This window comes from Acinetobacter terrae (genome assembly GCF_013004375.1).
Taxonomy (GTDB): Bacteria; Pseudomonadota; Gammaproteobacteria; order Pseudomonadales; family Moraxellaceae; genus Acinetobacter; species Acinetobacter terrae.
Map to the genome: position 1 here is coordinate 77563 of NZ_JABERI010000041.1, position 25128 is coordinate 102690.

At 37.8% G+C, this 25128-nt stretch carries 26 protein-coding genes; 18 read left to right on the forward strand and 8 right to left on the reverse strand.

From position 1 onward, the window contains the following. The first annotated feature begins 1 nt into the window (after position 1). The 4 genes from HLH14_RS15135 to HLH14_RS15150 all read left to right on the forward strand — a co-directional run bounded on the left by HLH14_RS15135 (position 2) and on the right by HLH14_RS15150 (position 4951). The gene (locus tag HLH14_RS15135) at positions 2-1519 is read left to right on the forward strand and encodes a 3-hydroxyacyl-CoA dehydrogenase (RefSeq protein ID WP_171533397.1); all 1518 of its coding nucleotides are present in this window, start codon (positions 2-4) and stop codon (positions 1517-1519) included. Between the two features lie 23 nt (positions 1520-1542). Next, a complete protein-coding gene (locus HLH14_RS15140) occupies positions 1543-2745 on the forward strand; it encodes a 3-oxoadipyl-CoA thiolase (protein ID WP_171533398.1) in 1203 nt (400 codons plus the stop codon). Positions 2746-2757: 12 nt separating this feature from the next. After that, positions 2758-3975 carry a CaiB/BaiF CoA transferase family protein gene (locus tag HLH14_RS15145; protein ID WP_171533399.1) on the forward strand — a complete coding sequence of 406 codons (1218 nt, stop codon included), beginning with the start codon at positions 2758-2760 and terminating at the stop codon, positions 3973-3975. A gap of 130 nt (positions 3976-4105) precedes the next feature. Further along, entirely contained in the window at positions 4106-4951 is an 846-nt protein-coding gene (locus HLH14_RS15150; protein ID WP_067722553.1) for an IclR family transcriptional regulator, read from the forward strand. Between the two features lie 81 nt (positions 4952-5032). Here HLH14_RS15150 and HLH14_RS15155 read toward each other — a convergent pair whose 3' ends face one another. Further along, entirely contained in the window at positions 5033-5467 is a 435-nt protein-coding gene (locus tag HLH14_RS15155; protein ID WP_171533400.1) for a PaaI family thioesterase, read from the reverse strand. A 540-nt stretch (positions 5468-6007) separates the two neighbouring features. Next, positions 6008-6184, reverse strand: coding sequence for a CoA transferase (locus tag HLH14_RS16310; RefSeq protein WP_155859773.1), 177 nt, complete (start codon positions 6182-6184; stop codon positions 6008-6010). A gap of 369 nt (positions 6185-6553) precedes the next feature. Here HLH14_RS16310 and HLH14_RS15165 point away from each other — a divergent pair, with 369 nt between their 5' ends. The 7 genes from HLH14_RS15165 to HLH14_RS15195 all read left to right on the forward strand — a co-directional run bounded on the left by HLH14_RS15165 (position 6554) and on the right by HLH14_RS15195 (position 10681). Beyond that, positions 6554-6838, forward strand: coding sequence for a hypothetical protein (locus tag HLH14_RS15165; RefSeq protein WP_171533401.1), 285 nt, complete (start codon positions 6554-6556; stop codon positions 6836-6838). Between the two features lie 378 nt (positions 6839-7216). After that, on the forward strand, positions 7217-7483 hold the full coding sequence (locus tag HLH14_RS15170; RefSeq protein WP_067722547.1) for a hypothetical protein: 267 nt from the start codon (positions 7217-7219) through the stop codon (positions 7481-7483). A gap of 130 nt (positions 7484-7613) precedes the next feature. Beyond that, a complete protein-coding gene (locus tag HLH14_RS15175; RefSeq protein WP_171533478.1) occupies positions 7614-8048 on the forward strand; it encodes an I78 family peptidase inhibitor in 435 nt (144 codons plus the stop codon). Between the two features lie 164 nt (positions 8049-8212). Continuing rightward, entirely contained in the window at positions 8213-8482 is a 270-nt protein-coding gene (locus tag HLH14_RS15180) for a hypothetical protein (RefSeq protein ID WP_131272194.1), read from the forward strand. A gap of 482 nt (positions 8483-8964) precedes the next feature. Continuing rightward, entirely contained in the window at positions 8965-9183 is a 219-nt protein-coding gene (locus HLH14_RS15185; protein ID WP_171533402.1) for a hypothetical protein, read from the forward strand. Between the two features lie 286 nt (positions 9184-9469). Continuing rightward, complete coding sequence (locus HLH14_RS15190; protein WP_086193225.1) at positions 9470-9694, forward strand: hypothetical protein; 225 nt, start codon at positions 9470-9472, stop codon at positions 9692-9694. Positions 9695-10438: 744 nt separating this feature from the next. Next, on the forward strand, positions 10439-10681 hold the full coding sequence (locus HLH14_RS15195; protein WP_171533403.1) for a hypothetical protein: 243 nt from the start codon (positions 10439-10441) through the stop codon (positions 10679-10681). Between the two features lie 320 nt (positions 10682-11001). On the opposite strand, the gene xseB is transcribed toward HLH14_RS15195, so the two are convergent. Both xseB and xseA read right to left on the reverse strand, forming a co-directional pair. After that, a complete protein-coding gene (gene xseB, locus HLH14_RS15200; RefSeq protein ID WP_171533404.1) occupies positions 11002-11196 on the reverse strand; it encodes an exodeoxyribonuclease VII small subunit in 195 nt (64 codons plus the stop codon). Next, complete coding sequence (xseA, locus tag HLH14_RS15205) at positions 11189-12451, reverse strand: exodeoxyribonuclease VII large subunit (RefSeq protein WP_171533405.1); 1263 nt, start codon at positions 12449-12451, stop codon at positions 11189-11191. Before xseA ends, xseB begins: the two co-directional genes overlap by 8 nt. Positions 12452-12918: 467 nt before the next feature. On the opposite strand from xseA, the gene HLH14_RS15210 reads away from it, so the two are divergent. Then, positions 12919-13212 (forward strand): hypothetical protein, encoded by a 294-nt coding sequence (locus HLH14_RS15210; RefSeq protein ID WP_171533406.1) that lies wholly within the window; start codon positions 12919-12921, stop codon positions 13210-13212. 640 nt (positions 13213-13852) lie between these two features. On the opposite strand, the gene HLH14_RS15215 is transcribed toward HLH14_RS15210, so the two are convergent. Continuing rightward, entirely contained in the window at positions 13853-14452 is a 600-nt protein-coding gene (locus tag HLH14_RS15215; RefSeq protein WP_171533407.1) for a hypothetical protein, read from the reverse strand. A 706-nt stretch (positions 14453-15158) separates the two neighbouring features. Between HLH14_RS15215 and urtA the strand changes: the two genes are divergently transcribed. The 5 genes from urtA (at position 15159) to urtE (ending at position 20812) form a co-directional block, all read left to right on the forward strand. Continuing rightward, positions 15159-16439: an urea ABC transporter substrate-binding protein gene (urtA, locus tag HLH14_RS15220; RefSeq protein ID WP_171533479.1), complete on the forward strand. Its 1281-nt coding sequence runs from the start codon at positions 15159-15161 to the stop codon at positions 16437-16439. Between the two features lie 86 nt (positions 16440-16525). Next, a complete protein-coding gene (urtB, locus tag HLH14_RS15225) occupies positions 16526-18199 on the forward strand; it encodes an urea ABC transporter permease subunit UrtB (protein WP_171533408.1) in 1674 nt (557 codons plus the stop codon). A 5-nt stretch (positions 18200-18204) separates the two neighbouring features. Beyond that, the gene (urtC, locus tag HLH14_RS15230; RefSeq protein ID WP_171533409.1) at positions 18205-19275 is read left to right on the forward strand and encodes an urea ABC transporter permease subunit UrtC; all 1071 of its coding nucleotides are present in this window, start codon (positions 18205-18207) and stop codon (positions 19273-19275) included. Further along, positions 19276-20103, forward strand: a complete 828-nt coding sequence (gene urtD / locus HLH14_RS15235) for an urea ABC transporter ATP-binding protein UrtD (protein ID WP_171533410.1) — start codon at positions 19276-19278, stop codon at positions 20101-20103. It abuts the gene before it with no gap. 10 nt (positions 20104-20113) lie between these two features. Continuing rightward, positions 20114-20812 carry an urea ABC transporter ATP-binding subunit UrtE gene (urtE, locus tag HLH14_RS15240; RefSeq protein WP_171533411.1) on the forward strand — a complete coding sequence of 233 codons (699 nt, stop codon included), beginning with the start codon at positions 20114-20116 and terminating at the stop codon, positions 20810-20812. Positions 20813-21246: 434 nt separating this feature from the next. Here urtE and HLH14_RS15245 read toward each other — a convergent pair whose 3' ends face one another. Then, positions 21247-22668, reverse strand: coding sequence for a cryptochrome/photolyase family protein (locus tag HLH14_RS15245; RefSeq protein ID WP_171533412.1), 1422 nt, complete (start codon positions 22666-22668; stop codon positions 21247-21249). Between the two features lie 107 nt (positions 22669-22775). Beyond that, the gene (locus tag HLH14_RS15250) at positions 22776-23363 is read right to left on the reverse strand and encodes a lipocalin family protein (protein WP_171533413.1); all 588 of its coding nucleotides are present in this window, start codon (positions 23361-23363) and stop codon (positions 22776-22778) included. A 469-nt stretch (positions 23364-23832) separates the two neighbouring features. On the opposite strand from HLH14_RS15250, the gene HLH14_RS15255 reads away from it, so the two are divergent. Continuing rightward, a complete protein-coding gene (locus tag HLH14_RS15255; RefSeq protein WP_171533414.1) occupies positions 23833-24054 on the forward strand; it encodes a hypothetical protein in 222 nt (73 codons plus the stop codon). Positions 24055-24161: 107 nt separating this feature from the next. On the opposite strand, the gene HLH14_RS15260 is transcribed toward HLH14_RS15255, so the two are convergent. Then, complete coding sequence (locus HLH14_RS15260; protein WP_328703908.1) at positions 24162-24995, reverse strand: SDR family oxidoreductase; 834 nt, start codon at positions 24993-24995, stop codon at positions 24162-24164. Between the last annotated feature and the right edge of the window lie 133 nt (positions 24996-25128).

Below are 25128 nucleotides of genomic sequence, written 5' to 3' on the forward strand. Positions count from 1 at the left end.
CATGACCATTCAATCTATGGCGTTGATCGGTACCGGTGTAATGGGGATGGGAATTGCGCAAATTGCTGCGCAAGCCGGTGTTGAAGTTCGTTTATTCGATGCAAAGGCAGGTGCTGCAGAAGCGGGCTTAGCCAAACTCAAAACCATGCTGGAAAAATTGCAGGCCAAAGGCAAATTCACCGAAGAAGTGTTAAATGAAACCTTGGCGCGTTTTGTGGTTTTAGACAGCATTGAGCAAATCGCAGGTGTGGACATGGTGGTTGAAGCCATCATTGAAAACCTTGAGATCAAGCAAAGTCTGTTTAAGCAAATTGAAGCGATTGTTGCACCAACAACGATTTTAGCCACCAATACATCGTCATTATCTGTCACTGCGATTGCCTCAAACCTTGAACATCAAGGGCGTATGGCAGGTTTCCATTTCTTTAACCCAGTACCTTTGATGAAGATTGTGGAAGTGATTGCAGGTCTGGCAACAGAAGAACAGGTGGTTGCGGACTTGCTTGAACTTGCACAGCGTATGGGCCACTTTGGTGTGCGTACCAAAGACACACCGGGATTCATCGTCAATCATGCGGGCCGTGCCTATGGTACTGAAGCGCTGAAAGCACTCGGTGAAGGTGTTACCTCTGTTTCAGACATCGACCGTATTTTGCGTGACGGTGCAGGTTTCCGTATGGGGCCGTTTGAGTTATTCGACTTGACTGCACTTGATGTTTCACATCCGGTGATGGAATCAATTTTTAACCAGTATTATCAAGAAGACCGTTATCGTCCGCATGCTTTAACCCGTCAAATGCTGGCCGGTAAAAAAGTCGGTCGTAAAGTCGGTGAAGGCTTCTATAAATATATCGACGGCAAAAAAACCAACGAAGCACCTGTACAAGCTGTTCCGTCAGTCAACCACTTTAATGCGGTGTGGATTGCGGCGGATCATGAGCAAGATGCCAGCGTTTTACGTGACTATATCCGTGAGCAAGGCTTAGTGCTCGATAGTGCTGACGTTCCTGCGGTAGACAGCTTAATTATTTTGGCAACCTATGGTGAAGACACGACTACAGCAGCTTTACGTTTAGGTGTCGATGCAGCGCATGTTGTGTCGATTGATATGCTGACGGATTTTGCCAAACACCGCACCTTGATGTCATCTATCGTGACAGCTAAACACTATATTGATCAAGCACATGCCATTTTTACTAAAGATGGGCAGGGCGTGACCGTGATTGCAGAAAGCGTGGGCTTTATTGCACAGCGTGTCTTGGCGATGGTGGTGAATTTGGCCTGTGACATTGCACAGCAGCAGATTGCGACTGCGTCCGACATTGATAAAGCCGTGAAACTGGGTCTAGGTTATCCGCATGGTCCAATTTCATGGGGCGATGTTTTAGGTGGCGATCGAATTTTACTGATTCTTGAACGTATCTATGCCAATACCGGTGATCAACGTTACCGTCCAAGCCCATGGCTAAAACGTCGTGCGCAATTGAATTTATCTTTACTTCATACCGCGGCTGTTTAAGCGCGAACCAAGAGAATATTCCTATGTTAAATGCTTATATTTATGATGGCGTACGTACTGCTTTTGGTCGCCATGCCGGTGAGTTAGCTACCATCCGTCCAGACAACTTGGCCGCTCACGTGATTAAGACTTTGGTTGAAAAACATAATTTACCGAATAATATCTATGATGATGTGATTTTGGGCAATACCAACCAAGCAGGTGAAGACAGCCGTAACATCGCGCGTCATGCGACTTTGCTGGCAGGTCTAGATGTAAAAACCCCTGCACAAACCGTGAACCGTCTTTGTGCATCAGGTTTGGCAGCAGTCATCGATGCAGCACGTGCGATTACATGTGGTGAAGGCGAGATCTTTATTGCCGGTGGTGTCGAATCGATGTCGCGTGCGCCTTTTGTATTTGCCAAATCAGAAACGCCATTTAGCCGTGATTTCAAAGTCTTCGATTCGACCATTGGTGCGCGTTTCCCAAACCCATTGATCGAAAAACAGTTTGGTAACGACACCATGCCACAAACCGGTGACAATGTTGCGGCGGAATATGGTGTGACGCGTGAAGATGCAGACCAGTTTGCGGCTGCATCACAAGCCAAATACGAAGCAGCGAAACAGTCTGGTTTCTTTGCTGGCGAGATTATTGGTGTTGAAGTATCTCAAGGCCGTAAGTCGCCACCGAAGCTGGTTGATCAAGACGAACATCCACGTCCGTCTTCTAATTTTGAAGCGCTACAAAAATTACGTCCACTGTTTGAAGGCGGTGTCGTGACTGCAGGTAATGCTTCAGGCGTCAACGATGGTGCAGCAGCACTGTTAATTGGTTCTGAGCAAGCTGAGCAAACATTGGGCATTAAACCGATCGCGAAAATATTGGCATCGGGTGCAGCAGGGATTGAGCCACGCATTATGGGTGCAGGTCCTGTCGATGCAATCAAGCTGGCATTAAAACGTGCCAATCTGACTTTGGCGGATATGGACATCATCGAGATCAATGAAGCTTTTGCTTCTCAAGTGTTGGCATGTCTCCGAGGTTTGGATGTGGCGTTGGATGATCCGCGTGTCAATCCAAACGGTGGTGCGATTGCAGTCGGTCATCCACTGGGTGCATCGGGCGCTCGCTTGGCATTATCAACGGCACGTGAACTACAACGTAGCGGCAAAAAATATGCTGTGATCAGTCTATGTATTGGTGTGGGGCAAGGTCTCGCAATGGTTATTGAACGCGTATAAAGGGAAAGATACATGGGTGCATTAGAGGGTATTCGCGTACTGGATTTAAGTCGCGTACTTGCAGGTCCTTGGTGTGGTCAAATCCTCGCGGATTTGGGCGCAGAAGTGATTAAAGTTGAACGTCCAAAAACCGGTGATGACACCCGTTTATGGGGTCCACCTTGGATGAAGAACAATCAAGGCGAGGACACATGTGAAGCAGCTTATTATCAATCTGCGAATCGAAATAAACTTTCCGTTGCGATTGATATTTCGACCGCTGAAGGTCAGGAATTGGTCCGTGCTTTAGCTGCCGACTCTGATGTGATCATTGAAAACTATAAAGCTGGCTCGTTGAAAAAATACGGACTGGATTACGATAGTTTAAGTGCAATTAACCCGAAACTGGTTTATTGCTCAATTACCGGTTTTGGTCAAACAGGTCCGCGTGCGCCTGAACCAGGTTATGATTTTATCATTCAGGGCATGGGTGGCTTAATGTCTGTGACCGGTGAGAAAGATGATTTACCGGGTGGTGGCCCACAAAAAGTCGGTGTGGCATTTGCCGATTTAACCACGGGTCTGTATTCAACAATTGCCATTCAAGCGGCATTGTTGAATCGCACCATTACTGGCTTAGGTCAATACATTGATATGGCATTGCTAGATGTGCAAGTGGCAACGCTTGCCAATCAAGGCATGAACTATTTAGCTTCGGGTAAAGTGCCGGGTCGCTATGGTAATGCACATGCCAATATTGTGCCTTATCAAGTATTTAAAGCAGCAGACCAAGATTTTATTATTGCCTGTGGTAATGACAAACAATTCGTTGCACTCAGTAATGCGATTGGTTTGCCGGAATTACCCAATGATCCGCGCTTTACCACCAATGCACTGCGGATTAAGTACCGTACTGAAATTGGCGAGTTATTGTCTGAGCATTTCCTTAATAATAATGCGAAACATTGGGTTGAAGCGATTCATGCAGTCAAAGTTCCAGTCGGTTTAATCAATAACCTCGAACAAGCTTTTGAAGAGCCGCAAATTCAGGCACGTAACATGTTGATTGAAATGCAGCATCCTTTAAAAGATAAGCTTAAAGTGATTGGTTCTCCCATCAAACTTTCTCGTACCCCAGTGGAATACAAGAAAGCACCACCGATGCTGGGTGAACATACCAATGAAATCTTAGCGCGTATAGCTGATGCTGAAAAATTAGCAGAACTGCGAACAAAAGGCATTATTGGTTAATCTATATTAAAAGCCTTTTTCAAATGAATAAAGAAGCAACTTTTTATAAGTTGCTTCTTTGCTATTAATAGGATATTTATATTATAATTTTCGCCATGCGAAACAAAATTAAAGAATTTAGGCCATTTAAATGACTGAAATGACAGAATCGGAACAAGCGGAGAAGCTGTTAGCTCCATTACGACATGAACTCTTGGATCCCATTGAGGATATGCAGGATGAAAATGATCGCCAATACATTACCGCTCTTGCCCGTGGCTTGGAACTGTTACGTTGTTTTACACCAAAACATCAACATTTAGGTAACCAGGAACTCTCTCAAATGACAGGGTTGCCTAAACCAACCATTAGTCGTTTAACCCATACGCTGTCACGTTTGGGGTATTTGAAACAAGTACCAAACTCAAGTAAATTTCAGCTTTCTGTGGGCGTACTTTCATTTGGTTATTCGATGTTGTCGAATCTTTCGGTCCGTTCGATTGCTCATCCATACATGAAAGAATTAGCGGATTACGCAGGTGCAGCAGTTGCTATGACAACCCGTGACCGCTTAAACATGATCTACTTAGATGTTGTACAAGGCAAAGGTAGTGTTACTATGCGACGCCAAGTCGGTACCTATTTACCCATTCATTTAAGTTCTGTTGGTCGCGCATGCTTGGCAGCAATGCCAGAAGATGAACGCGAATTTTTACTGAATGCCATTCGTGCCAAACACAAAGAAGACTGGATCAAGATTAATCGCGATTTAGATAAAGCTTTTAAAGACTATCAAGACTTTGGATATTGCTTCTCGGTAGGTGATTGGCATAAAGATGTAAATTCAGTGGCTGTGCCTTATTATCATGAGCAACACGGTTTATTGGTATTTAACTGTGGTGGACCAAGCTTTATTTTAAGTCGTGAAAAGCTGGAAGATGAAATCGCCCCGCGCTTAGTACATATGGTAAATAATATTCGTACAGATGTTGGATAGTTGTTATTAAGACGCTATACCTATTATTTAAATAGTCACATAAAGAGCAGTATTAATTCAAAAAGATACTACTCTTTTTGTTTATTTTCGAATAATCATCAATGTTGCAGTAGCATGTGCATAAATTTTATCATTTTCATCAATAATTTTGCCTTCAGTACTGACTATTGTCCGTCCAGCATTAATCAAGTGCCCAATGCCTCGATAGGTTTTTCCGACTTGCATGGGACGGATCATTTTTATATTCAAGTCTACAGTAGCAAAGCGATTGCCTTTTCCCATAATTGAGTGGGCAACTCCACCAGTTACGCTGTCTAGAACAGTGGCACAGAATCCACCATGCACGCCACCTTGTAAATTAATATGTTCTTCACCGGGTGTAACTTCATACACGACATAACCTTCTTGCACATCCACCAGTTTCATGGGAATGGTCTTGGCCATCGGTGCATGTGGAATTTCACCATTTTTAACAGCAGTTAAAAATTCTAAACCTGTATATTGATCCATCGACATTTAATCTTATTTCCTATACGCCTTGTAATTACTTCCCATTTTAATATTTATTGAGTTATTTTGAAATAAAATACCGCAATGTAAAACTAAGGTTTTATGACTCTTTTTTCTTATTTGAAATAGTTCCTGGCATTTTTAGAAATTTAAGTAAATCTACTCTTAATTAATTGTATTGAAATTTTTCATTTTTGGAGTAGGGTGGTTCCCGAAAGATGAAATTGAGCATGAATCAATGGAATTTGATGTCGCTATTGTTGGGGGAGGATATCCCAATCATTTCTAGTGAAAGTAAAGACTACTTGAAGTAATTAAACTTCATCATTCAATCCTGAGTGTAATTCTCTGATGTAAGAGAAAAAATCCAATCTCTGGCCTCAGAAGGCTGGATAAACTTTTAATTTTTAATCATGCCTTGTTGAATCAAGTTTTCTATTTGCTGAGTGTTCAAACCTAACTCTTGTAAGGTTTTTTTGTGAATGTTCCACTAAATCTGGAATCGCGTGAATATTAAAATCCTTTTCTTCCGTCAAACCCACAGACTTAAGTGGTAGGTATTTTGCCTATAGGGGAATCCACTTCAATCCAACGTTTGAGCGCTTTGAGTTGTGGATGTTCCCAGATATCCTGAAATTCATTCACACTGGCATTGGCAACTTTTGCCTTTTCTAAGCGTTCCAGAATCTCGTGCTGATCCCTTTGTTGGAATAACTGTGTAATGAAGTTTTTTCGAGAATATGTAGGATGAGAAGGATCACTAACCGACCGTTTAACGCATACATTTTTGTGTTTGGGTTATTTAAAATAATTGACCGACTTGAGTAAATTTAAGCTTTCTATTGGAGTACTTTCGTTTGGTTATTCGTATTGTCGAATTTATCCATTCGCTCAATTGCTCGTCCTTATATTGAAGGATTTATTCACTAACACGAGAGTGTATGGCAAGTATAAACAATCACCATGATATTGATTTCGCAATTTATTAAACCGCGTTAAATTTGCGATTTTTTATTGCCTGTGATTTGGTTTTACTTGTGAAGGTGTCTGCACTTCCTGTTATAGTTCAATATAGCGGAGAATACTTTTACCATGAATCTTACTTATAAATATTTGTACACTCGCTTTCATGTGTTTGGTTCTTTACCAACCCATAAGGTTTTTAAAAGCGAAACTGGAAGTCAATCTAAATTAGTGTTTGCAGATCAGTCTTTTATTTATGGTTTAGTTTCCGAGTGGGCTATTAACAATACACATTTTGATGGCTGTAAACCTACATGGGAGCAAGAGTCAAAATTGTTTTTAGCCAAGGAAAAGGAAGCATTGAGCCTATATAGATTACAGCATCCACAGTTTAAGACTGAAACTCTTATTTGATCTCTTTTATATGATAAAAATCATAGATTACTGCATTTAGTTGAGTTTGTAGATTATACGCAGAATGTAGTGGATTAGTCTTATAAACGGGGTATGATTTAATTCTGTTACGATATAATTGGGGTGTAAATTCATCGTTATTTGAATTACCCTAGTTTAAGCAAAAGCTCATCAAAAGATGGGTTTTTTTATTGTATAAATTTTTTCTCTTTAAGCCAAATGTAAAGAGGATGCAGCATTAAAAAATAACATTATGTGATTTGTTTAAATTAATTTACGTAAAGTGTGAATTTGTTAACAAATAGGCAAATAAACTTAACATAATAAAATAAATGATTTTCTATAATTTATTGGGAAAATAATAATAAGGCTATAGAAATGTCTAAAATTCTCATTTTGAAAGAAGTAAATGCTATAAGCAGTTGCGGCACAGAGATAATCGTAGAACAAATCTTTGAAAAGAATTTAAATGAGGATGGAGCAAGCTTGAATTGGATGGCGTTACCTAAAATAGTAATTAGTGAAAAAGTATTTAATTTAAATAAAGATAATATTTTTACTCATCCTGGAACTGGGAAAGTATTCAGGGTAATAAAACAAACAGATATGTTTAAATTTAAAAAAAAGACTAAACGTTTATTTTAAGTTTTTAATAATCTAATAGCAAAATAGAAAGAAAAAAAGCTCATCCAAAGATGGGCTTTTTGTTTCAAATAACAACATTGATAATCTTCCTATTTTTGATATCTTTGAATTTTGGTAAGAATTTAAAATGATGAAAAAAATATTGTTTCTTGGAATGATGATTTCCTCACTTGCAGCATGTTCAACTGTACATAACAAAGACACTCATGCACCAAAATTAAGTGCAGCCAATCCTGCTAGTGAATATTGTATTAACCAAGGTGGAAAATTAGAAATAAGAAACGAAGTGAATGGTCAGGTTGTTTATTGCCATTTTCCAAATGGTCAAATCATTGAAGAGTGGAAATTTTTCCGCGATAGCTCAAAAGAATGTTTAGCAGAGGAGGCTAAAGTTCTGGTGGGAAAAACTGATTTAACTGATAATGAAATTAAACAAAAAACTCAATCTGAAATTATTCGTCGTATTGCGCCTGGTCAGCCAGTAACGATGGATTATCGTTCAAATCGAATTACAGTTACGATTGATCCTGTTTCTAAGAAAATCACCCATGCAAGTTGTGGTTGATTTTTATCACAGTTATTAAAGTATAAACAAGAAATTAAAAACTCACTGAAAGGTGGGCTTTTTTATAACTAAATGTGAACAATCAGCTAACAAATGCAGTGAATATTTTTGAAATTCTTCAGGGGTATAGTGTTTAATTAATATGCTTGCTGGAGCAATCAAAAATGAAAAGTGCCCCTAATTTTCAGATGTTACAGCAAGTTTATAACTTTATGGCTGAGAAACCAAACTTTAAAACAAAAGCAGAGCTAGATCTATTATTAGAATTTTTTTCAGAAATACAGCAAGATCAAAAAACAGGAGTCAGGCTTGACTCACCTTCTAAAATTATCGGTAAATTTGGGAGTCGACAAATAATCAATATTAATTTAGCGCCTCCCATACGGCATAAAAATGAGTTTCTGGCATGGGTATATAAACAATTGCATCGATAATGATTTAATTTAACAATATCACCTTTAATCTTCGCAAATGACAAAAGGAAGCCTACTTAGCAAAAGGTAGGTTTTTTTATTACCCTTAAAATAGCTATATTATTGAAAATAAAAAGTGAATTAAAGAAAGGGTTGAAAATAGTTTCTCTATATTTTTTCGACGAAATGAGGGGGATATTTTAGTTATTCGAAGGAAAAGATAAATCAAAAACTTAAATAGGACTAATTCACCGGGTTAAGCGGTTTTTTATTGTCTGAAATTTTAATTCCTTTTAAGAAAGTTTAGATGTGTTAATTCCTCGGTAAATTATTTTGTATCCATGCTTCTGAATACTTTGATGAAATTGAGTATCGGAAGTGAATTGGTAAATATTGCATATAGAATTAGTAATATAAAACAAATGTTTGTGATTTATTTGTAAGGCCTTCATGATTTTTTATTTAGATTATAATTGTATTTTTGGTAATCAATGGTGACCAAAATGACTGTATCAACTTCGCTATTAACGTTTGAAGAATTATTTACTGAACTTTACCATGCTATTGCTAAGCGAGAGCAAAATCTCGTGCTGTTAAAAGCACCTTTAGATTCTATCGAGATAGGGTGTTATTTTAGAATTGGAAGAATACTGCCCCCCGCTTTTAATTTTCAAACTCATTTAGAGGGTGAGAATACATTTGTGATTACTGTGGAGTATTAATTTGATGCAATTTTTAAGAGAGTTATATTGTTGGTATGAGTATGAGCAGGATGACAATGGCAAGATGATCAAAGTGTGCCGCAAATGTGGAAAAAACCTAAACAAAATATTAGCTATTCTCCTATAGCTGGAATGTACTATGGCCCATAAAACTCCGCTACATACGAGATATGGGCGGTTTTTTTATATTTTCTTATGTAAGGATCAGTATGTGGTAAGTTCGTGGATGAAATTGTATTCATCTGTCATGATAAATTATAGAGTCTAATCCATATAAGGTATTAGAATGAAAATTATTGCTAAAGACCGAAATACAGGTGAAATGATAGAACTTAATGCTGAAGAAGATACGAGCATGGGAACTTTAAATTATTTTTATTGTGATCAAGAGGGAAATTATTTACGTTCATCCAAACGTCCTTATGACAAAATGCCTAGACATTCGGTGATGCCTAATATGCATTTTGCTTTAGGTCAGCGATTAATCTTAATTATAGAAATAATAGAATGACAACAAGCCTCCTACGGGAGGTTTTTTATGGGTAAAATTTTATCAACAGACCATACCAGCCATTAATCTAATCAATTAAGAGGAAGATGAACACCTCATGAAAATTGTGCTGGTACGTAGATAGACAGGTAGGCAGTTAGTACATTCCTGACACCTGAAATTTCGCTATATCATCCTGATAATCTTTGTCAGTTAAAACATACATCTTTCACATAATTCATCTTATTTAAATTATAGATCGATCACTTGTATAAACATCTCTATGTTAGGAGGTGTTCTTAACGTTTGTAGGTAATTGCTTACAAGGAAACAGGAAATTTCCGATATGATTCATTGTTAATATTTGTAATTATTTGTTAAGTAAGTTCCACTCTATATAGATGGAAAAATCGTATAATAATTATAAGAATATAACTCCGAACTTACATAAACGTAAGTCATAAAGGGGAAGCTACACGATTAAGCCTTATAGTTTTGGGAGAGACTATAGGGCTTTTATTTTTGACTAAGATAAGAAATTATTAATAGGCTAAAAAAGATGACCAAAAACTGCCTCATTGTTAAGTAGTATATAATTTTTATATTAATGAAAGGGTTCTAATAAATTTTATAATTTACAACCCCACTAATTTTATCCGTAGCAGTCGGTTTTTTCTGCAATCAATCAAGTATAAATGTCAAAAATTAATTGCCCATTTACATTCAAGCTAACAAAGTAAGTTATACATTAACCCCAGATTCCCTATGATAGAAATAAAAGTAGGGAGTAAAAAAGCTATGATCAAAATTAAAAATCCAAATTCTGGAGAAGAGAGAACGATTAATAAAGTTCTCGGTGATGAAGACACCTTAGCCAAGGCCCAAGAGCATGCCGGTTATTATGATATGCATAACAATCATTTTATTCCTCAAATCAATATCACTAATGAGGTTGTTGGGTTTTGTGAAGCCGAAGAAAATTCTACTATTTGGGAAATAATTGTTTAAATTATTTAATCGAAGAAGGATATCTTATAATTCGGTCGATAAATAGACGATACCGAAAGCAACTTGAATTAGCCACAACTCACTGGACCACAGAACAGGATAGTTATTTGATTGAGAACCATGCGCTCAGGTTTGCAGAGCTGATAATCAACTTACTATTCACTGATGGTCAGATTATCCGGCGAAAAGAACGATTTGGGTTGTTACGAAGATAAAAATAATTGCGAAGGTTTTAAAAGGTTTCCTGTAGGCTTTTCCCTAAAATTAAAATACGGATTAAGCACCTAAAGTTACTTAATTAAATTTAAAAAGCCTATTGATTAATCTTTAAATGTTTCATTCAGAGCTTGCTGCACTGCATCTATCCTTGTCTTGCAGGCTTTGTATGCGATCATGGACTCTTCAACAATCTTCATTAAGTTATCAATATCCGGCTCTTCCTGAGACTCAAGCAGTTCAGCATTCTTTTTAAGCACTTCATAACCTTCTTTAAAGCTTAATTCTTTTTTAGCCATTGCGGATTACCTCTTTAACATCGGCGTTGATAATGCCGTCCTGTAATTCTACCTGAATGTCATCACCTGAAATTTGTTGAATCGAACGAATGGATTTGCCTTGGCTGCGCACAATAGCGTAACCTTTGGCCATCACATTTTTAGGATTCTGTAAAAGCGTTTCACGTAATAATGATTCAACTTGGGTTGATGCCAATTTAATTTGTTGTTGCGCAAAATATTGGCTATTGCCTTTTATTAACTCAAGCGTTTGCTGAGTCGTATTAATCTGATTTTGAGCCAGTGTCTTGATCACTTTGATGTACTGATCATTTTGGCTTTGATAGGCCGCGATCTGGTGTTGAGATAAATGTTTGATGGCCTGTAATGATTGCAGTATTTGTTGTGTCCGCTCAACAATCAAGTTTCGAATACCTCCAATCACTTTACTTGGCGTATCAAAAGATCGGTGGGCGACTTCATCTAAAATAGTACGGTCTTTTTCATGGCCAATACCCACCCATATCGGAACTGAACATGTACACAAGAAAGCTGCTAAAGGGTAGTCATTCAAATACGCTAAATCATTCACAGCACCACCGCCACGAATAATCACAATCAAATCGGGAGCAAAAGTGAAATCTGTCGCCCACTGAGCTAAGCCATTCGTTAATGATTCAATCATACTGACAGCTGCAGTATTTCCCTGAAATGTCGCCGTGTGATAGACGAAGTGACAAACCCCAGCCTGATCCAAAGCATCTGCATCTTTTTTAAAGTCACCTAAACCTGCAGCGTTTTCAGGAGCAATTACCAAGACGTTTTGAATATCGAAAGGAGCAGGGAGTAATTTATTTTTATTGGCTAAGCCTTCTAAGCGAAGATGCTCTAATATTTGCTGATAACGTTTAGCAATCTCCCCCAAGGTATAGCTTGAATCAATATTTTCTACATTGACTGAAAAACCATACTGAGGACTAAAATTGGCTTTTACTTTTATCAGGACATTTAAATCTTTTGATAGCTCAATACCACTTTCACGCTCAAACTTTAAAACCATTTTGGCAGCTGAAAACTTCCATATCGTTGCCTTACAACTGGCAATCACTTTATCTGTATCATGTTCTTTTTCTGCAAGCTCTAAATAGTAATGACCACCTTTGATACTGAGATTGCGAATCTCTGCTTTTACCCACACTGGCTCGTCAAAAGCTATACGGATAACTTCCTTTACCGTAGACAAGTATTCACTTAATGAAAGCTGGGGTTCAAACATAGATATGCTGGCAAGGTATCGTTATAAAAATAGTATCGAACTGATCGTTCAAAGGCAATTGAACTTGCTTAACTCGGCATTGTGTTTATACGATTTTTTCAAAAAATTGATATAATTCAAAAATTTTACTTAAGTTGCAAAATGAATCCTTACTTGAACATCTATTCGCCTGTTAGTTGGACACTTTAATAAAGCTTTCTCAAAATCAAAGTGGCAATTAACTTGGACACTTAATGTATGGTAAAAGTGACAATCTTTCCGATGATAATAATTCTAACAGCGTAAGTTCAAAAGGATTTATACCTTACAGACTAGACCCTACATCTATTTCAAATCAATTCAAAATTATACATCGGGCGAAAGATCTTAATTACTATGAAATAGCTCCACGCTCTGGTTCAAATTTAACACCAGAACAATATATTAAATTGTATTCTGGAATAAAATGTTTAGATTAAGAGATTTTTATGAAAAATTATAAGATTAAATTACCAGATGATTTCAATGAATATGCATGGGAAATTGAATCAAAAGGGTGTCTCGAAATAGATATTGAAATCTATGCTAATGTTTATACCTTTAACTTTTATGATCCTGTTAGGTTAAATCAAACAATACAAGATGATTTAGATTCTAATCAATATTTCTTTTATGAAAACATAGTTGTTATACCTAGTGTTAATATAGAAAACATTGAGTCCTTTATAAAGAATATAATTGACACACCTTATTTAACTTCATTTAATATAAAAACAAATTAAATCAATATCTTATTTCCTTCATGTATAGCATTTTCTTTTTTATATTAGCTAAGAATTAAGCCAATTATTCATACGTAGGTAATTGGCTTTTATTTGTCCAATGAAGGAAGAACGAGTGTCCAGTTATATGCACTACTAAGTGTCCATTTGGATAAGAATATGCATTAAGTATAAAAACACTAAAAAATAACCTTGTTACAAATGGGATTTTTTTGAAAAATTCTGAATTTTTTTGCTAATTAACATGATCAATAAGTAAATAAATTAAAAATTCACTCTGAGTTAGCAATGCTTTTAGGACAGAAAATATTCTCAATTTTTGCAGATAAGACTTGGGATGGTTTTATACAGATCTGTACGTTTTTTAACTCACATACATTTAAGGTCTTTGCGGATAGGTATTACTAAAATTTTTTCTTATGATAGGAAACAACAGGTACAGGAAGTTCCGGAACAAAAAACAATAATAATGAGTTCTCGCACGAGGATCGTGAGGTACGACAGGAGTTATACCTAAGTCATCAATACGAAAAAGCCCGACAGGATGTCTGGGCTTTTTTATTGCGTAAAATTTGTATCATGTAAATAGTAGAAAAAATAAAAAATGTCTAAAGGTCGTCTTATATGATTTAAAAAGGGCTTATTGATTTTCCAAAATTGATAAAAATGCTTCAATAAAGTTAGGTCGTTTTTTTTGATGACTTTGACCTACTTTTATCACTTCGAAAGTTAAATCTTCGAGTTTTAATTTGTCACTTTCTGTTTTTAGTTTTTGATGAGTGGATTGCAAGCCTTTTACCCAATCTTCAAGCACCTCTATAGACATATCTTTTTTAATATTTAGAACTTGAGTGGCTGTTTTAAAATGGCTTAAAGTTGTACTATCTTTAAAAGATACTTCTATACGATGATCTATGCTCTCAAATAGATCATGCTTAATAATAAATTCGAATTTTCCACTTGCGGGTTTTATAACACTTATATAAATGTTTTTGAAAGCTTGCGTATATCTTTTATTCTTTGCATCATGGATTTCTGAAATCCATCCTTGAGATTCTAAGAATTTATCCATCTCAATAAATATTAAATTCGTGACTTTTTCTTCAATTTTATTGGCTAATTCTTTAAGTTCATGACTTGTTGCGACCAGCTTATTTTCCAATTTAGATCGATAAGATTGCTCATCATCATGTTGTATTGATTTGGCAAATATTGCTTGCAAGCGTTGTTCTGGTGTCATGATTTATACTCACTTTTAATTAATAAAAGCCTTATTAATTATAATGTGGCTCAGTTCATATATTTCAAGTAAGCATGAAAAAATAGCACTCAATCCTAAAACTGAGTAAAGGATGGGAGTTTTACTTCTGTTTTTTCGTTTCGTATAAATCGCTTTATATGTATTGTAAATAGATGATTGAAAATAGCGCTATAAAATTGATAGCGCTTTATTTTTGTAGGTAAAGGCTTACGAAAAAACAGGAAATTACCGCTATAACTTAGCTTAAATATCTGTAATTATTCATTTAATGAATTCCATCATGTATAGATGGAAATTGCATAATAATAATTATAAACACATAACTGTGACCTGATAAAAAGGTAGGTTATGAAGAGGAAGCTACAGATCTAAGCCTTATAGTTTTGGGAGAGACTATAAGGCTTTATTTTTTTAAATTTTTCTTATCTACTGAAAAAATGAATTCAAGCTAGATACTTTCAATTCTGCATCATCATCTGTCAATTATTTATATTTATTCCATTTCTATTGTGCAGCACTCGTTCCATTTTAGTGCTCATAGAAGAGAAAGAGCCTGCCATTTAATAGTTAATATTAATAATAATCATTGATTTAAGTATGGATAGTCACAATTGGCACATTATTTGAATAATACATTCTGACTTTACAAGAAAATGCCTTAAAAAGGGTCGGAGAATAAATGATGATGCAACAAAAATTGATTTCTAAAAGTTTACTTACAGCTGCATTACTGGCAAGCATTACACTTACAGGATGCTCAAAACCCGCTGAAAAAAATGAAGCAACTCAGCCTGAAGCGAAAGCAGCTGCGACAAGTGACGATACGATCAAAGTCGGTATTTTGCATTCCCTTTCAGGCACGATGGCAATTTCTGAAACCTCATTAAAAGATACCGCATTAATGGCGATCAATGAAATTAATGCGAATGGCGGGGTATTAGGTAAAAAATTGGAACCTGTAGTGGTTGACCCTGCTTCCGATTGGCCTTTGTTTGCAGAACGTGCACGCCAGTTAATCACTCAAGATAAAGTGGCAGTGATTTTTGGTGCCTGGACTTCAGTATCGCGTAAATCTGTACTTCCTGTAGTTGAAGAGCTGAATGGCTTAATGTTCTATCCAGTTCAATATGAAGGACAGGAACAGTCAAAAAATATTTTCTACACCGGTGCTGCACCAAACCAACAAGCAATCCCTGCAGTTGAATATCTCATGAGTGAAGAGGGCGGTAACGCCAAGCGTTTTGTATTGTTGGGTACAGACTATGTTTACCCACGGACCACCAACAAAATCCTGCGTGCATTCTTAAAATCTAAAGGCATTGCTGAAACCGATATTATGGAAGAGTACACACCTTTCGGTCACAGTAACTATCAAACCATTGTGGGGAATGTGAAGAAATTTGCTGCGGGTAAAAAGACTGCTGTAATTTCAACAATCAATGGTGATTCAAACGTACCGTTCTACCGTGAATTGGGTAACCAGGGCATAAAAGCTTCGGATATTCCGGTTATGGCATTTTCAGTGGGTGAGGAAGAACTTCGAGGAATTGATACCAAACCGTTAGTTGGACACTTGGCAGCATGGAATTATTTCATGACTGTGAAAAATCCAATTAATACTAAATTTATTGATAAATACAAACAATTTGCAGTGGAGTACAAGCTACCAAATGCAGCTAAGGTTGTCACCAATGATCCAATGGAAGCAACTTATGTGGGCATTAATATGTGGAAGCAAGCGGTAGAAAAAGCGGGCACCACAGAGGTCGATAAAGTACGTGAAGCAATGGCGGGGCAAACTTTTGCGGCTCCATCTGGTTATACCTTGAAAATGGATGAAACCAATCACCATTTACATAAGCCGGTCATGATTGGCGAGATTCGTGGGGATGGTCAGTTTGATATTGTTTACAAAACACCTACTGCTATAAAAGCGGAGCCATGGAGTCCGTATATTCCTAAATAAGTTTCCCCAAAGCCTGTTGCATCTGTAGCAGGCTTTTTTGATTTATTTTTCCCTCATGGAAATAACACTTAATAGGGAGGCTTAGCATGATTGATCGAATAAATTACCCCACTATTCTATTCATTATTACTCAATTTTTTTTCCTGCAAAATTTGAATGCAGAGACGCCAAATTCTTCTTCAGCAGAAAACACTCAAGCTATTATCAGCCAGACTAAAAATACCCATAAGGCAGTTGCCTCATCGGGTGATGCGATTCAACAATTTGTCCAAGCAGGGTTTTCTGAACGTCGCAATATGTTGAACCAATGGCCAGCCAGTATCGAAGAACTCGATCGTTTGGTTGCCTATGTGAATAACAATGAACTGTACACAGATGGTTCTGGACAAACCTATATTTTAAAAAATGATGAAAAGTTATTCAGCTATCCAAATGAACAGGTTGTGGCAACTTGGCCATCAGATTTATCCCAAGTTACTTTGGTGAACACCTTGCGTAAGGCATTGAGCTTTGGACAAGCCAAAGTAAGATTACAGTCTGAAGATGCTTCTCAGCGTTTAGAAGCGATAGATATTTTGGAAAATAATTTATCTGAATTAGATACAGCAATGGTGAATACGCTGTATTTAAATGAAACGAATAATAAGGTTAAAGCCCGATTAGAACAACTCAAAGCACGTTTGGACTATGGCAGTACAGACGTACGGGTCAAGATCCAAGCGGTAAAAGTACTCAAACAATCAAATCGTCCCGAGGTATTGGCTTTGGTCGAACAAGAACTCCAACAACCGAATTTAAATCCAGAATTAAAAACAGTATTGGTCGATGCCAAAGGGAGTATTAAAACCCGACTTCAAGCCAGTGAATGGACAGGACATGTCTTTTCAGGTTTGAGTACAGCCAGCATTTTATTATTGGCGGCCTTAGGGTTAGCCATTACCTACGGTTTGCTGGGTGTCATCAATATGGCGCATGGCGAACTGATCATGATTGGTGCATATACTACCTATGTGGTGCAAAGCCTGTTCAAGACCCATTTTTCAGGATATGTCGATTGGTACCTGATTGCTGCAATTCCTGCTGCATTCGTGGTCAGTGCATTGATTGGCATGTTGATTGAAAGGACCGTGATTCGTCCCTTATATGGTCGTCAACTTGAAACCTTATTGGCAACTTTTGGTGTCAGCCTGATCTTAATGCAATTGGTGCGCATGATTTTTGGTGCACAAAATGTCGAAGTCTCCAATATTTCATGGCTTTCGGGTGGGATTTCAATCACCCCAAGCCTGATGCTGCCTTATAACCGCATCGCCATTATCGTCTTTACTGTGGCTGTTTTTCTGCTCTTGGTTTATCTACTGAATAAAACGCGTTTTGGTCTATTCGTTCGTGCCGTGACGCAAAACCGTCAAATGGCACGTGCCGTGGGGATTCGTTCAAGTCACATCGACATGCTGGCTTTTGGTTTGGGTTCAGGTTTGGCAGGCCTGGCAGGTTGTGCTTTGGCACAAGTCGGTAACGTTGGCCCTGACTTGGGTCAAAACTACATTATCGATGCTTTTCTTGTTGTGGTCGTCGGTGGTGTAGGACAAGTCTGGGGCGCAGTTCTTGCCGCACTGGGTTTAGGAATCAGCGGTACCGTTCTTGAGATTGGCATGGGGGCTGTGCTTGCAAAAATTATTTTACTGGTTCTTGTGATTTTGTTTATTCAAAAACGCCCACAAGGTTTATTCGCCATTAAAGGTCGATTTGTGGAGTAAACACTATGAAAATCACATCATTCCTATCCGATAAACCCTATAGCGCAGTGGCCATTGCCATGTGCTTTGCCATCATGCTGATTTTACCCTGGTTTCATTTGTTGCCAAGCGATTCAAGTCTGCATCTTTCTGCATATTGGGTGACCTTGATTGGCAAAATCATGTGTTTGGCTTTGGTGGCTTTAGCACTTGATTTGGTTTGGGGTTATGCCGGAATTTTAAGTCTTGGACATGGTTTGTACTTTGCCCTAGGTGGTTATGCCTTTGGCATGTACCTGATGCGTGAATCCGCAGGGGACGGCTTGCCTGACTTTATGCGCTTTTTAAGCTGGACGGAACTGCCGTGGTATTGGGTGGGAACAGAACATATTTTATGGTCACTCACCTTGGTGATCTTGGTTCCTGGACTGATCGCTTTTATCTTCGGATATTTTGCTTTCCGTTCCAAAATCAAAGGCGTGTATTTCTCCATCATCACTCAGGCAATGACTTTTGCAGCAGCCTTATTGTTCTTCCGTAATGAAACAGGCTTTGGCGGGAACAATGGTTTTACGGGTTTTAAAACTATTTTGGGTATGGATATTACCTCTACTTCAATGCGTGCAAGCTTATGCTTTATCACCGCTTTAGTATTGTTACTGTGTTTTATTGGCTTACGTCATTTGATGAATAAACCTTATGGACGTGTATTGGGGGCAATTCGGGATAGTGAAAATCGTCTGCAATATTTAGGTTATCGAACGCTTTGGTACAAGCTGTCTGCATGGGTACTTTCTGCAGTTATTGCAGGTATTGCAGGAGCATTGTATGTCCCACAGGCGGGGATTATTAATCCCAGTGAAATGAACCCGGTGAACTCGATTGAAATGGCAGTGTGGGTTGCGGCAGGCGGTCGGGGAACCTTGATCGGACCCATTCTAGGGGCAGGTTTAATTAATGGCGTAAAGACCTATTTCACAGTGGCCTATCCAGAAGCATGGTTGCTTATTCTCGGAGCACTGTTCATCGTCGTGACCATCTTCCTTCCTAAAGGGGTGATCGGTATGTTCGACCGCTTTAAAAAGGAGAAAAACTAAATGTCAGATTTAGGATTAAACCCACAACAACATGGCGGTCAACTGGGCGAAGGCTATGGACGTTTAAAAGAAGCAGGACCTGACTTTAGCCATGGCATCGCTTTATATCTAGAGAAAGTCAGTGTCTGGTTCGATGCATTCCGTGCATTAAACGATTTGTCGCTTTACATCAATGAAGGTGAGTTACGTTGCATCATCGGTCCGAATGGTGCGGGTAAAACCACGCTGATGGATGTGATTACAGGGAAGACGCGCCCAACGCAAGGCACCGCATTTTTCGGTCAAAATTATGACCTCGCGAAAATGAGTACCGAAGAAATTGCTGAAGCAGGGATTGGACGTAAATTTCAAAAACCGACTGTCTTTGAAAACTTCACCGTGATGGAAAACCTGCTCCTTGCCGCCCCTAAAAATAAACAGGTAAAGAAAAGTTTTTTCAGCAAGCTAGAACCAGATGCTCAACTTGCTTTAGAACAATCACTCGAGCAAATTCGTTTGAAAGAATTCATTAACAAACCTGCAGGTTTGTTGTCCCATGGTCAAAAGCAATGGTTAGAAATTGGCATGTTGTTGATGCAACGTCCAAAACTGATTTTGCTGGATGAACCTGTGGCAGGAATGACTGATGCCGAAACCGAACGGACAGCGGAACTTTGTCTAGAACTCAAGAAAAACCACACCTTGATCGTGGTGGAGCATGACATGAGTTTCATTAACAGCATCAGCGAAAAAGTGACGGTACTGGCTCAGGGGGCAATTTTAGCCGAAGGTACATTGGCAGAAGTTCAAGCCAATGAAGATGTGATTGAAAAATATTTGGGACGTTAAGGAGCAGACCATGTTAGAAGTCAAAGACGTCAATCAGTTTTATGGGGGCAGTCATATTTTACGTGACGTGTCTTTCCAGGCACCTGTAGGCGAATGTTCAGTTGTACTTGGACGTAATGGCGTAGGAAAAACCACTTTATTGAAATGTTTGATGGGGATCTTGCCAATTAAATCGGGACAGATTTTATTGGATGGCAAAGACATTTCAAAAATGAGTCCCGAACAACGTGTTCGTGCTGGCTTGGCATATGTCCCACAAGGACGGGATATTTTTTCCACCTTGACTGTTGAAGAAAATATCCTGATTGGAATGGCTAAATTTTCAGGCGCTAAAACCAAAAAAGTTCCTGAGCATCTTTATGAGATTTTCCCCATATTGGATGAAATGAAACATCGCCGTGGCGGAGATTTATCGGGTGGTCAGCAACAGCAGCTTGCGATTGCACGTGCGCTCGCTTCTGAACCGCGTGTATTGATTTTAGATGAACCGACTGAAGGCATTCAGCCATCGATTATTAAAGATATTGGCAAGGTGATTCGTAAACTTGCGGATGGTGGAGAAATGGCCATTATTTTAGTGGAGCAGTTCTATGACTTCGCTGAAGAACTCGCGGATGGCTATACGGTCATGGCACGTGGGCAGGTGATTGCTCATGGTGTAGGAAGTGAAATGCCTGAGAAAGGAATTAAAGATTTGGTGGCGATTTAATATTCTTCTTAAAAAAGGGAGGGACTGTCCTCCTTTTTTCATAGGTATGTTCCCTCATGAAATTGCATTTTATAATTGAAGGTTTACTCTGAGTTATGAACCCTTCAAAGCCAAAAATAATCTCCAATTTGTATGGAAAAATTTAATTAATTTTTGTCAGTTTTAACTTACAAAAATTCAAGTCTATCTCTTATATTTTCCATATTGGCTGTTCCTTATGATCAAAATATAGGGAACAGGATGTTCCGGAACAAAAAACAAAAATTATAAGTTTTAGTAGAAGGAAAGTAAGGCAGAGCAAAGAGATAAAAAATCCCAACAGTCATGTTGGGATTTTTTATTACGTATAACTCGTCTTATATAAATTAAATGGTAGAAAAAATAGGAAGCTTTGATTCTGCTATTTCAGCTTAAACACCTACTGTATGTTGTTTTTAAATATTTTTAAAAGCCTCAATCGCCCGAATTCGGGTTTGTTTCAAATCTGCAATTGGTTTGGGATAATTCAAAGCCAAATTGGAATTTCTAGTATAAGGCTCATGGATGGCTTTGGCATCTAAATGGGCCAGTTCCGGAACCCATTGGCGAATATAGTCACCATTTGCATCAAACTTTTGCGACTGGCTGATAGGGTTAAATATACGAAAATAGGGCACTGAATCCGTGCCTGTAGAGGCACACCATTGCCACCCGCCATTATTTGCTGCCAAATCACCATCAATTAAATATTGCATAAACCATTGTTCACCCAATCGCCAGTCAATCAGCAGGTTTTTGGTCAGGAACATGGCTGTGATCATGCGAACACGGTTATGCATCCAGCCCGTTGCCAATAATTGGCGCATTCCTGCATCTACAATAGGAATACCGGTTTGCCCTTGCTGCCAGGCAGCCAAATCTTCGGGGGAATCACGCCATTGGATTTTTTTTGTGTCTGCCTTAAATGGCTGATGTTTAGAAACCTGCGGAAAATCAAATAAGATATGTTGATAAAACTCGCGCCATAATAATTCATCCAGCCAGGTTTGCTGACCTAAATCTTCTATATGGAAGTGTCCATGCTGTCGACGAAATAGAGCCTGAATACATTGACGGATAGAAATCATCCCTAAGTTTAGATAAGGTGATAATTGGCTGGTCGAATCCAGATGAGGAAAGTCTCTCTCTTTCTCATAATGAATCACTTTATCATTGATGAAATCATCCAATAAAGTTAAGGCATATTCTTCGCTGACTGGCCAACGATCCTGTAATTTTATCGAAGGATGATCTGGATATAATTCTGCAAAAGTGCAAACCGGCTCATCCTCGAGAGAGTCAAGTTGAAGATCAGCCTGTGCTTCAATTTGAGGATAAGACTGCGGCAAACTCACACTGAGTCGTTCATAGCAATTTTTCTTGAATGCGCTGAAAACCTGATAAGGTTGCTGACTCTTATTACGAATGCTGCCCACAGGAAATAAAGTGCGGTCATGATACAGCTCGAGTGATTTATTATATTTATCTAGGAGCTTTTGAAGCTGGGCATCGCGCTTTAACTCATTTACACCCAATTCAATATTGGCATGTATGCTATTGATATTGAATTGTTGTGCAAGCTGTAAAACGCCTTGCGGAACATCTTTCCAAAAAGGAATATGCCGAATTACTAGGGGGATATTCAGGTTTTTTAGCTGCGTTTTAAGTGATTGAAGTTGTCTTAAATAAAAATCTATTTTAACAGCAGCATCATGGTGTAAAGCCCATTGTTCAGGTGAGATAACGACCAATGCGATGCAGGGCCCCGCTTGGGTGGCATGCCAAAGAGCCGCATGGTCGTGAATGCGTAAATCCTGTCGAAACCAAATGAATTGCATAGATGTATAATGTCTCGAAAAGATGATTGATTATGATTCTATGCAATGTTGAGACATAAAAAAAGCATGAACATTAAGTCCATGCTTTAGATGCTTCATTATGGAAATTAGTTTTGAGTCTGTTTGGTTTTGATTACATCACTCAAGTCATATCCAATGGATTCAGCATAATCCAAATATTCCTGTACGACTTCTGGTTGTGGCTGCGGTGAACGAGAAAGAATCCACATATATTTTTTATCTGGTCCACCCACTAATACTGTCTCATAATTCTCATCAATTTTTAAAACCCAATAATCACCACGTCCGACAGCCAGCCAGCGTACAGCTTTTGGTAAAAAACTTACTTTAAGTTTAGAGTTAAAAGGGGCATTTTGTACAAAATCTTCACCAATAGATTGTTTGAACTTTCCATCTTTTGTATAACAATTATTATCGACTTTGATATTGCCATTCTTATTCAAAGAATAGTTTGCGATCACATTGCTTTCGCATTTATTTTGAAAATACAAAGGTTTTCTGGCAATTTCATGCCAAGTCCCTAAATACTTATTTAATTCAATTTTTTCAACAGCCTGTAATGGTTCAGTTTGTGCATGCGCCAGAGTTAAAATACTGCTAGTACCAATCACAATACCTAATCCAATTTTCGCCAAGGGGAGACTTGAGCTTTTATGCATGTTCGACATAAACATTTATTCCAATAAAAAAATAGGATATTAACTTCATATACTTACCTTAATTATTTTTTAAAACTTGGGTTAATATTATGTAATAAATAGAATAAACATTAAGTCATTATGCATTTTATATAATCTTGCAAAGCTTAAGTTTGATTATTCCGTTATAATAATTAAGAAAAGTTTTCGGAAAATTCATTCTATTTAATATCAAGATTATTATATGGGTTTTATTTAAAAAATTATTCTTTTAAAGAATTGAAATTTTATCTATGTCTTGATTAAGTAAAAATTGTAATTAACATTTTTTAAAAACCTTTAAATAATCTGATTTTAATGAATCATTTATTCTGATTTTAAAATATCTTCTTTTACAATGACAAGAAATGTCACATGAGCCTCATAGCTTTATCATAATGGATATGTAAATGTAGGGTGGTTACAAACCACTGTGACTTATTTTAAAAATAGGATATATATAAAAATGGCTAATCAACCGCAAAACCCGCAAGATCAACAACGCCAGCAGCAACAACAGAATGACCCACAGCGTCAACCCAATCAGCAAAATCCGCAGGATCCACAACGTCAGCAGCAGCAACAAAATGATCCACAGCGTCAACCCAATCAGCAAAACCCGCAAGATAAGCAACGTCAACAGCAGCAACAAAATGATCAACAACGTCAGCAAAATCAGCAAAAATAATCGCTGATAAATAAAAAGGCGCGGATCTTAGGTCCGCGTTTTCGTATCAACTCCTATTTAATAATCATCTTGCATTATCTAATATGGATTTAACTTTTTAAACCTTATTAGCCATTTACGATGCTGCCACCATTGATATGAATGACTTGTCCAGAGATATAACTTGCTTCGTCAGAGGCAAGAAATAAATATGCTGGAGCGACTTCGCTAGGTTGTCCCATACGTCCCATTGGCGTGTTTTTACCAAAGTTTTTCAAGTGTTCCTCATCAAAACTACTGGGGATCAAGGGTGTCCAAATAGGTCCTGGAGCGACAGCATTCACTCTAATTCCTGTTTTATTTTTTAACAGGTTTGTAGATAAACTTTGTGTGAATGAGGTGATTGCACCTTTGGTACTCGCATAATCTATAAGCAGGTCATGTCCATGATAACTGGTGATGCTTGTAGTATTAATAATCGTATCACCCTGTTTCATATAGGGTACTAACAATTCAGTTAAATAAAACATTGAAAAAATATTAATTTCAAAGGTTTTAAAAAGCTGTTGTGTATTGATATCTGTAATGTATTTTTGTGGATATTGAACACCTGCATTATTGATTAAAATATTGATGGTTTTAAATTCTTGAAGGGCTAGCTCAACCATTTTCTTTATTTCATCTTGATGTTGTAAATCACATTTAAGGAGTAAGCAACGTCGTCCTTCATTCTCCACCATTTGTTTAGTATCAAGAGCATCTTGATCTTCTTCTAAATAGCAGATGCAAATATCTGCACCTTCTCGGGCAAACAGTACGGAAATCGATCTACCAATTCCGCTATCGCCGCCAGTGATCAATGCGACCTTATCTTTTAATTTGTTACTACCTTCATAATTGGCTTTGATGATTTCAGGTTGGGGATGCATTTTGGATTGAATACCAGGTTGATGGCTTTGCACTTCTGTTAATTAAAGGTATCAGTGGTGAGAGAGTTTCTCGGATATTTTTCAATATAGTTATTGTTATTTATTTTTTAAATGCATTAACGCTTAGAATTATCGTTATGATATGAATAAATATTTCAAAGAAATC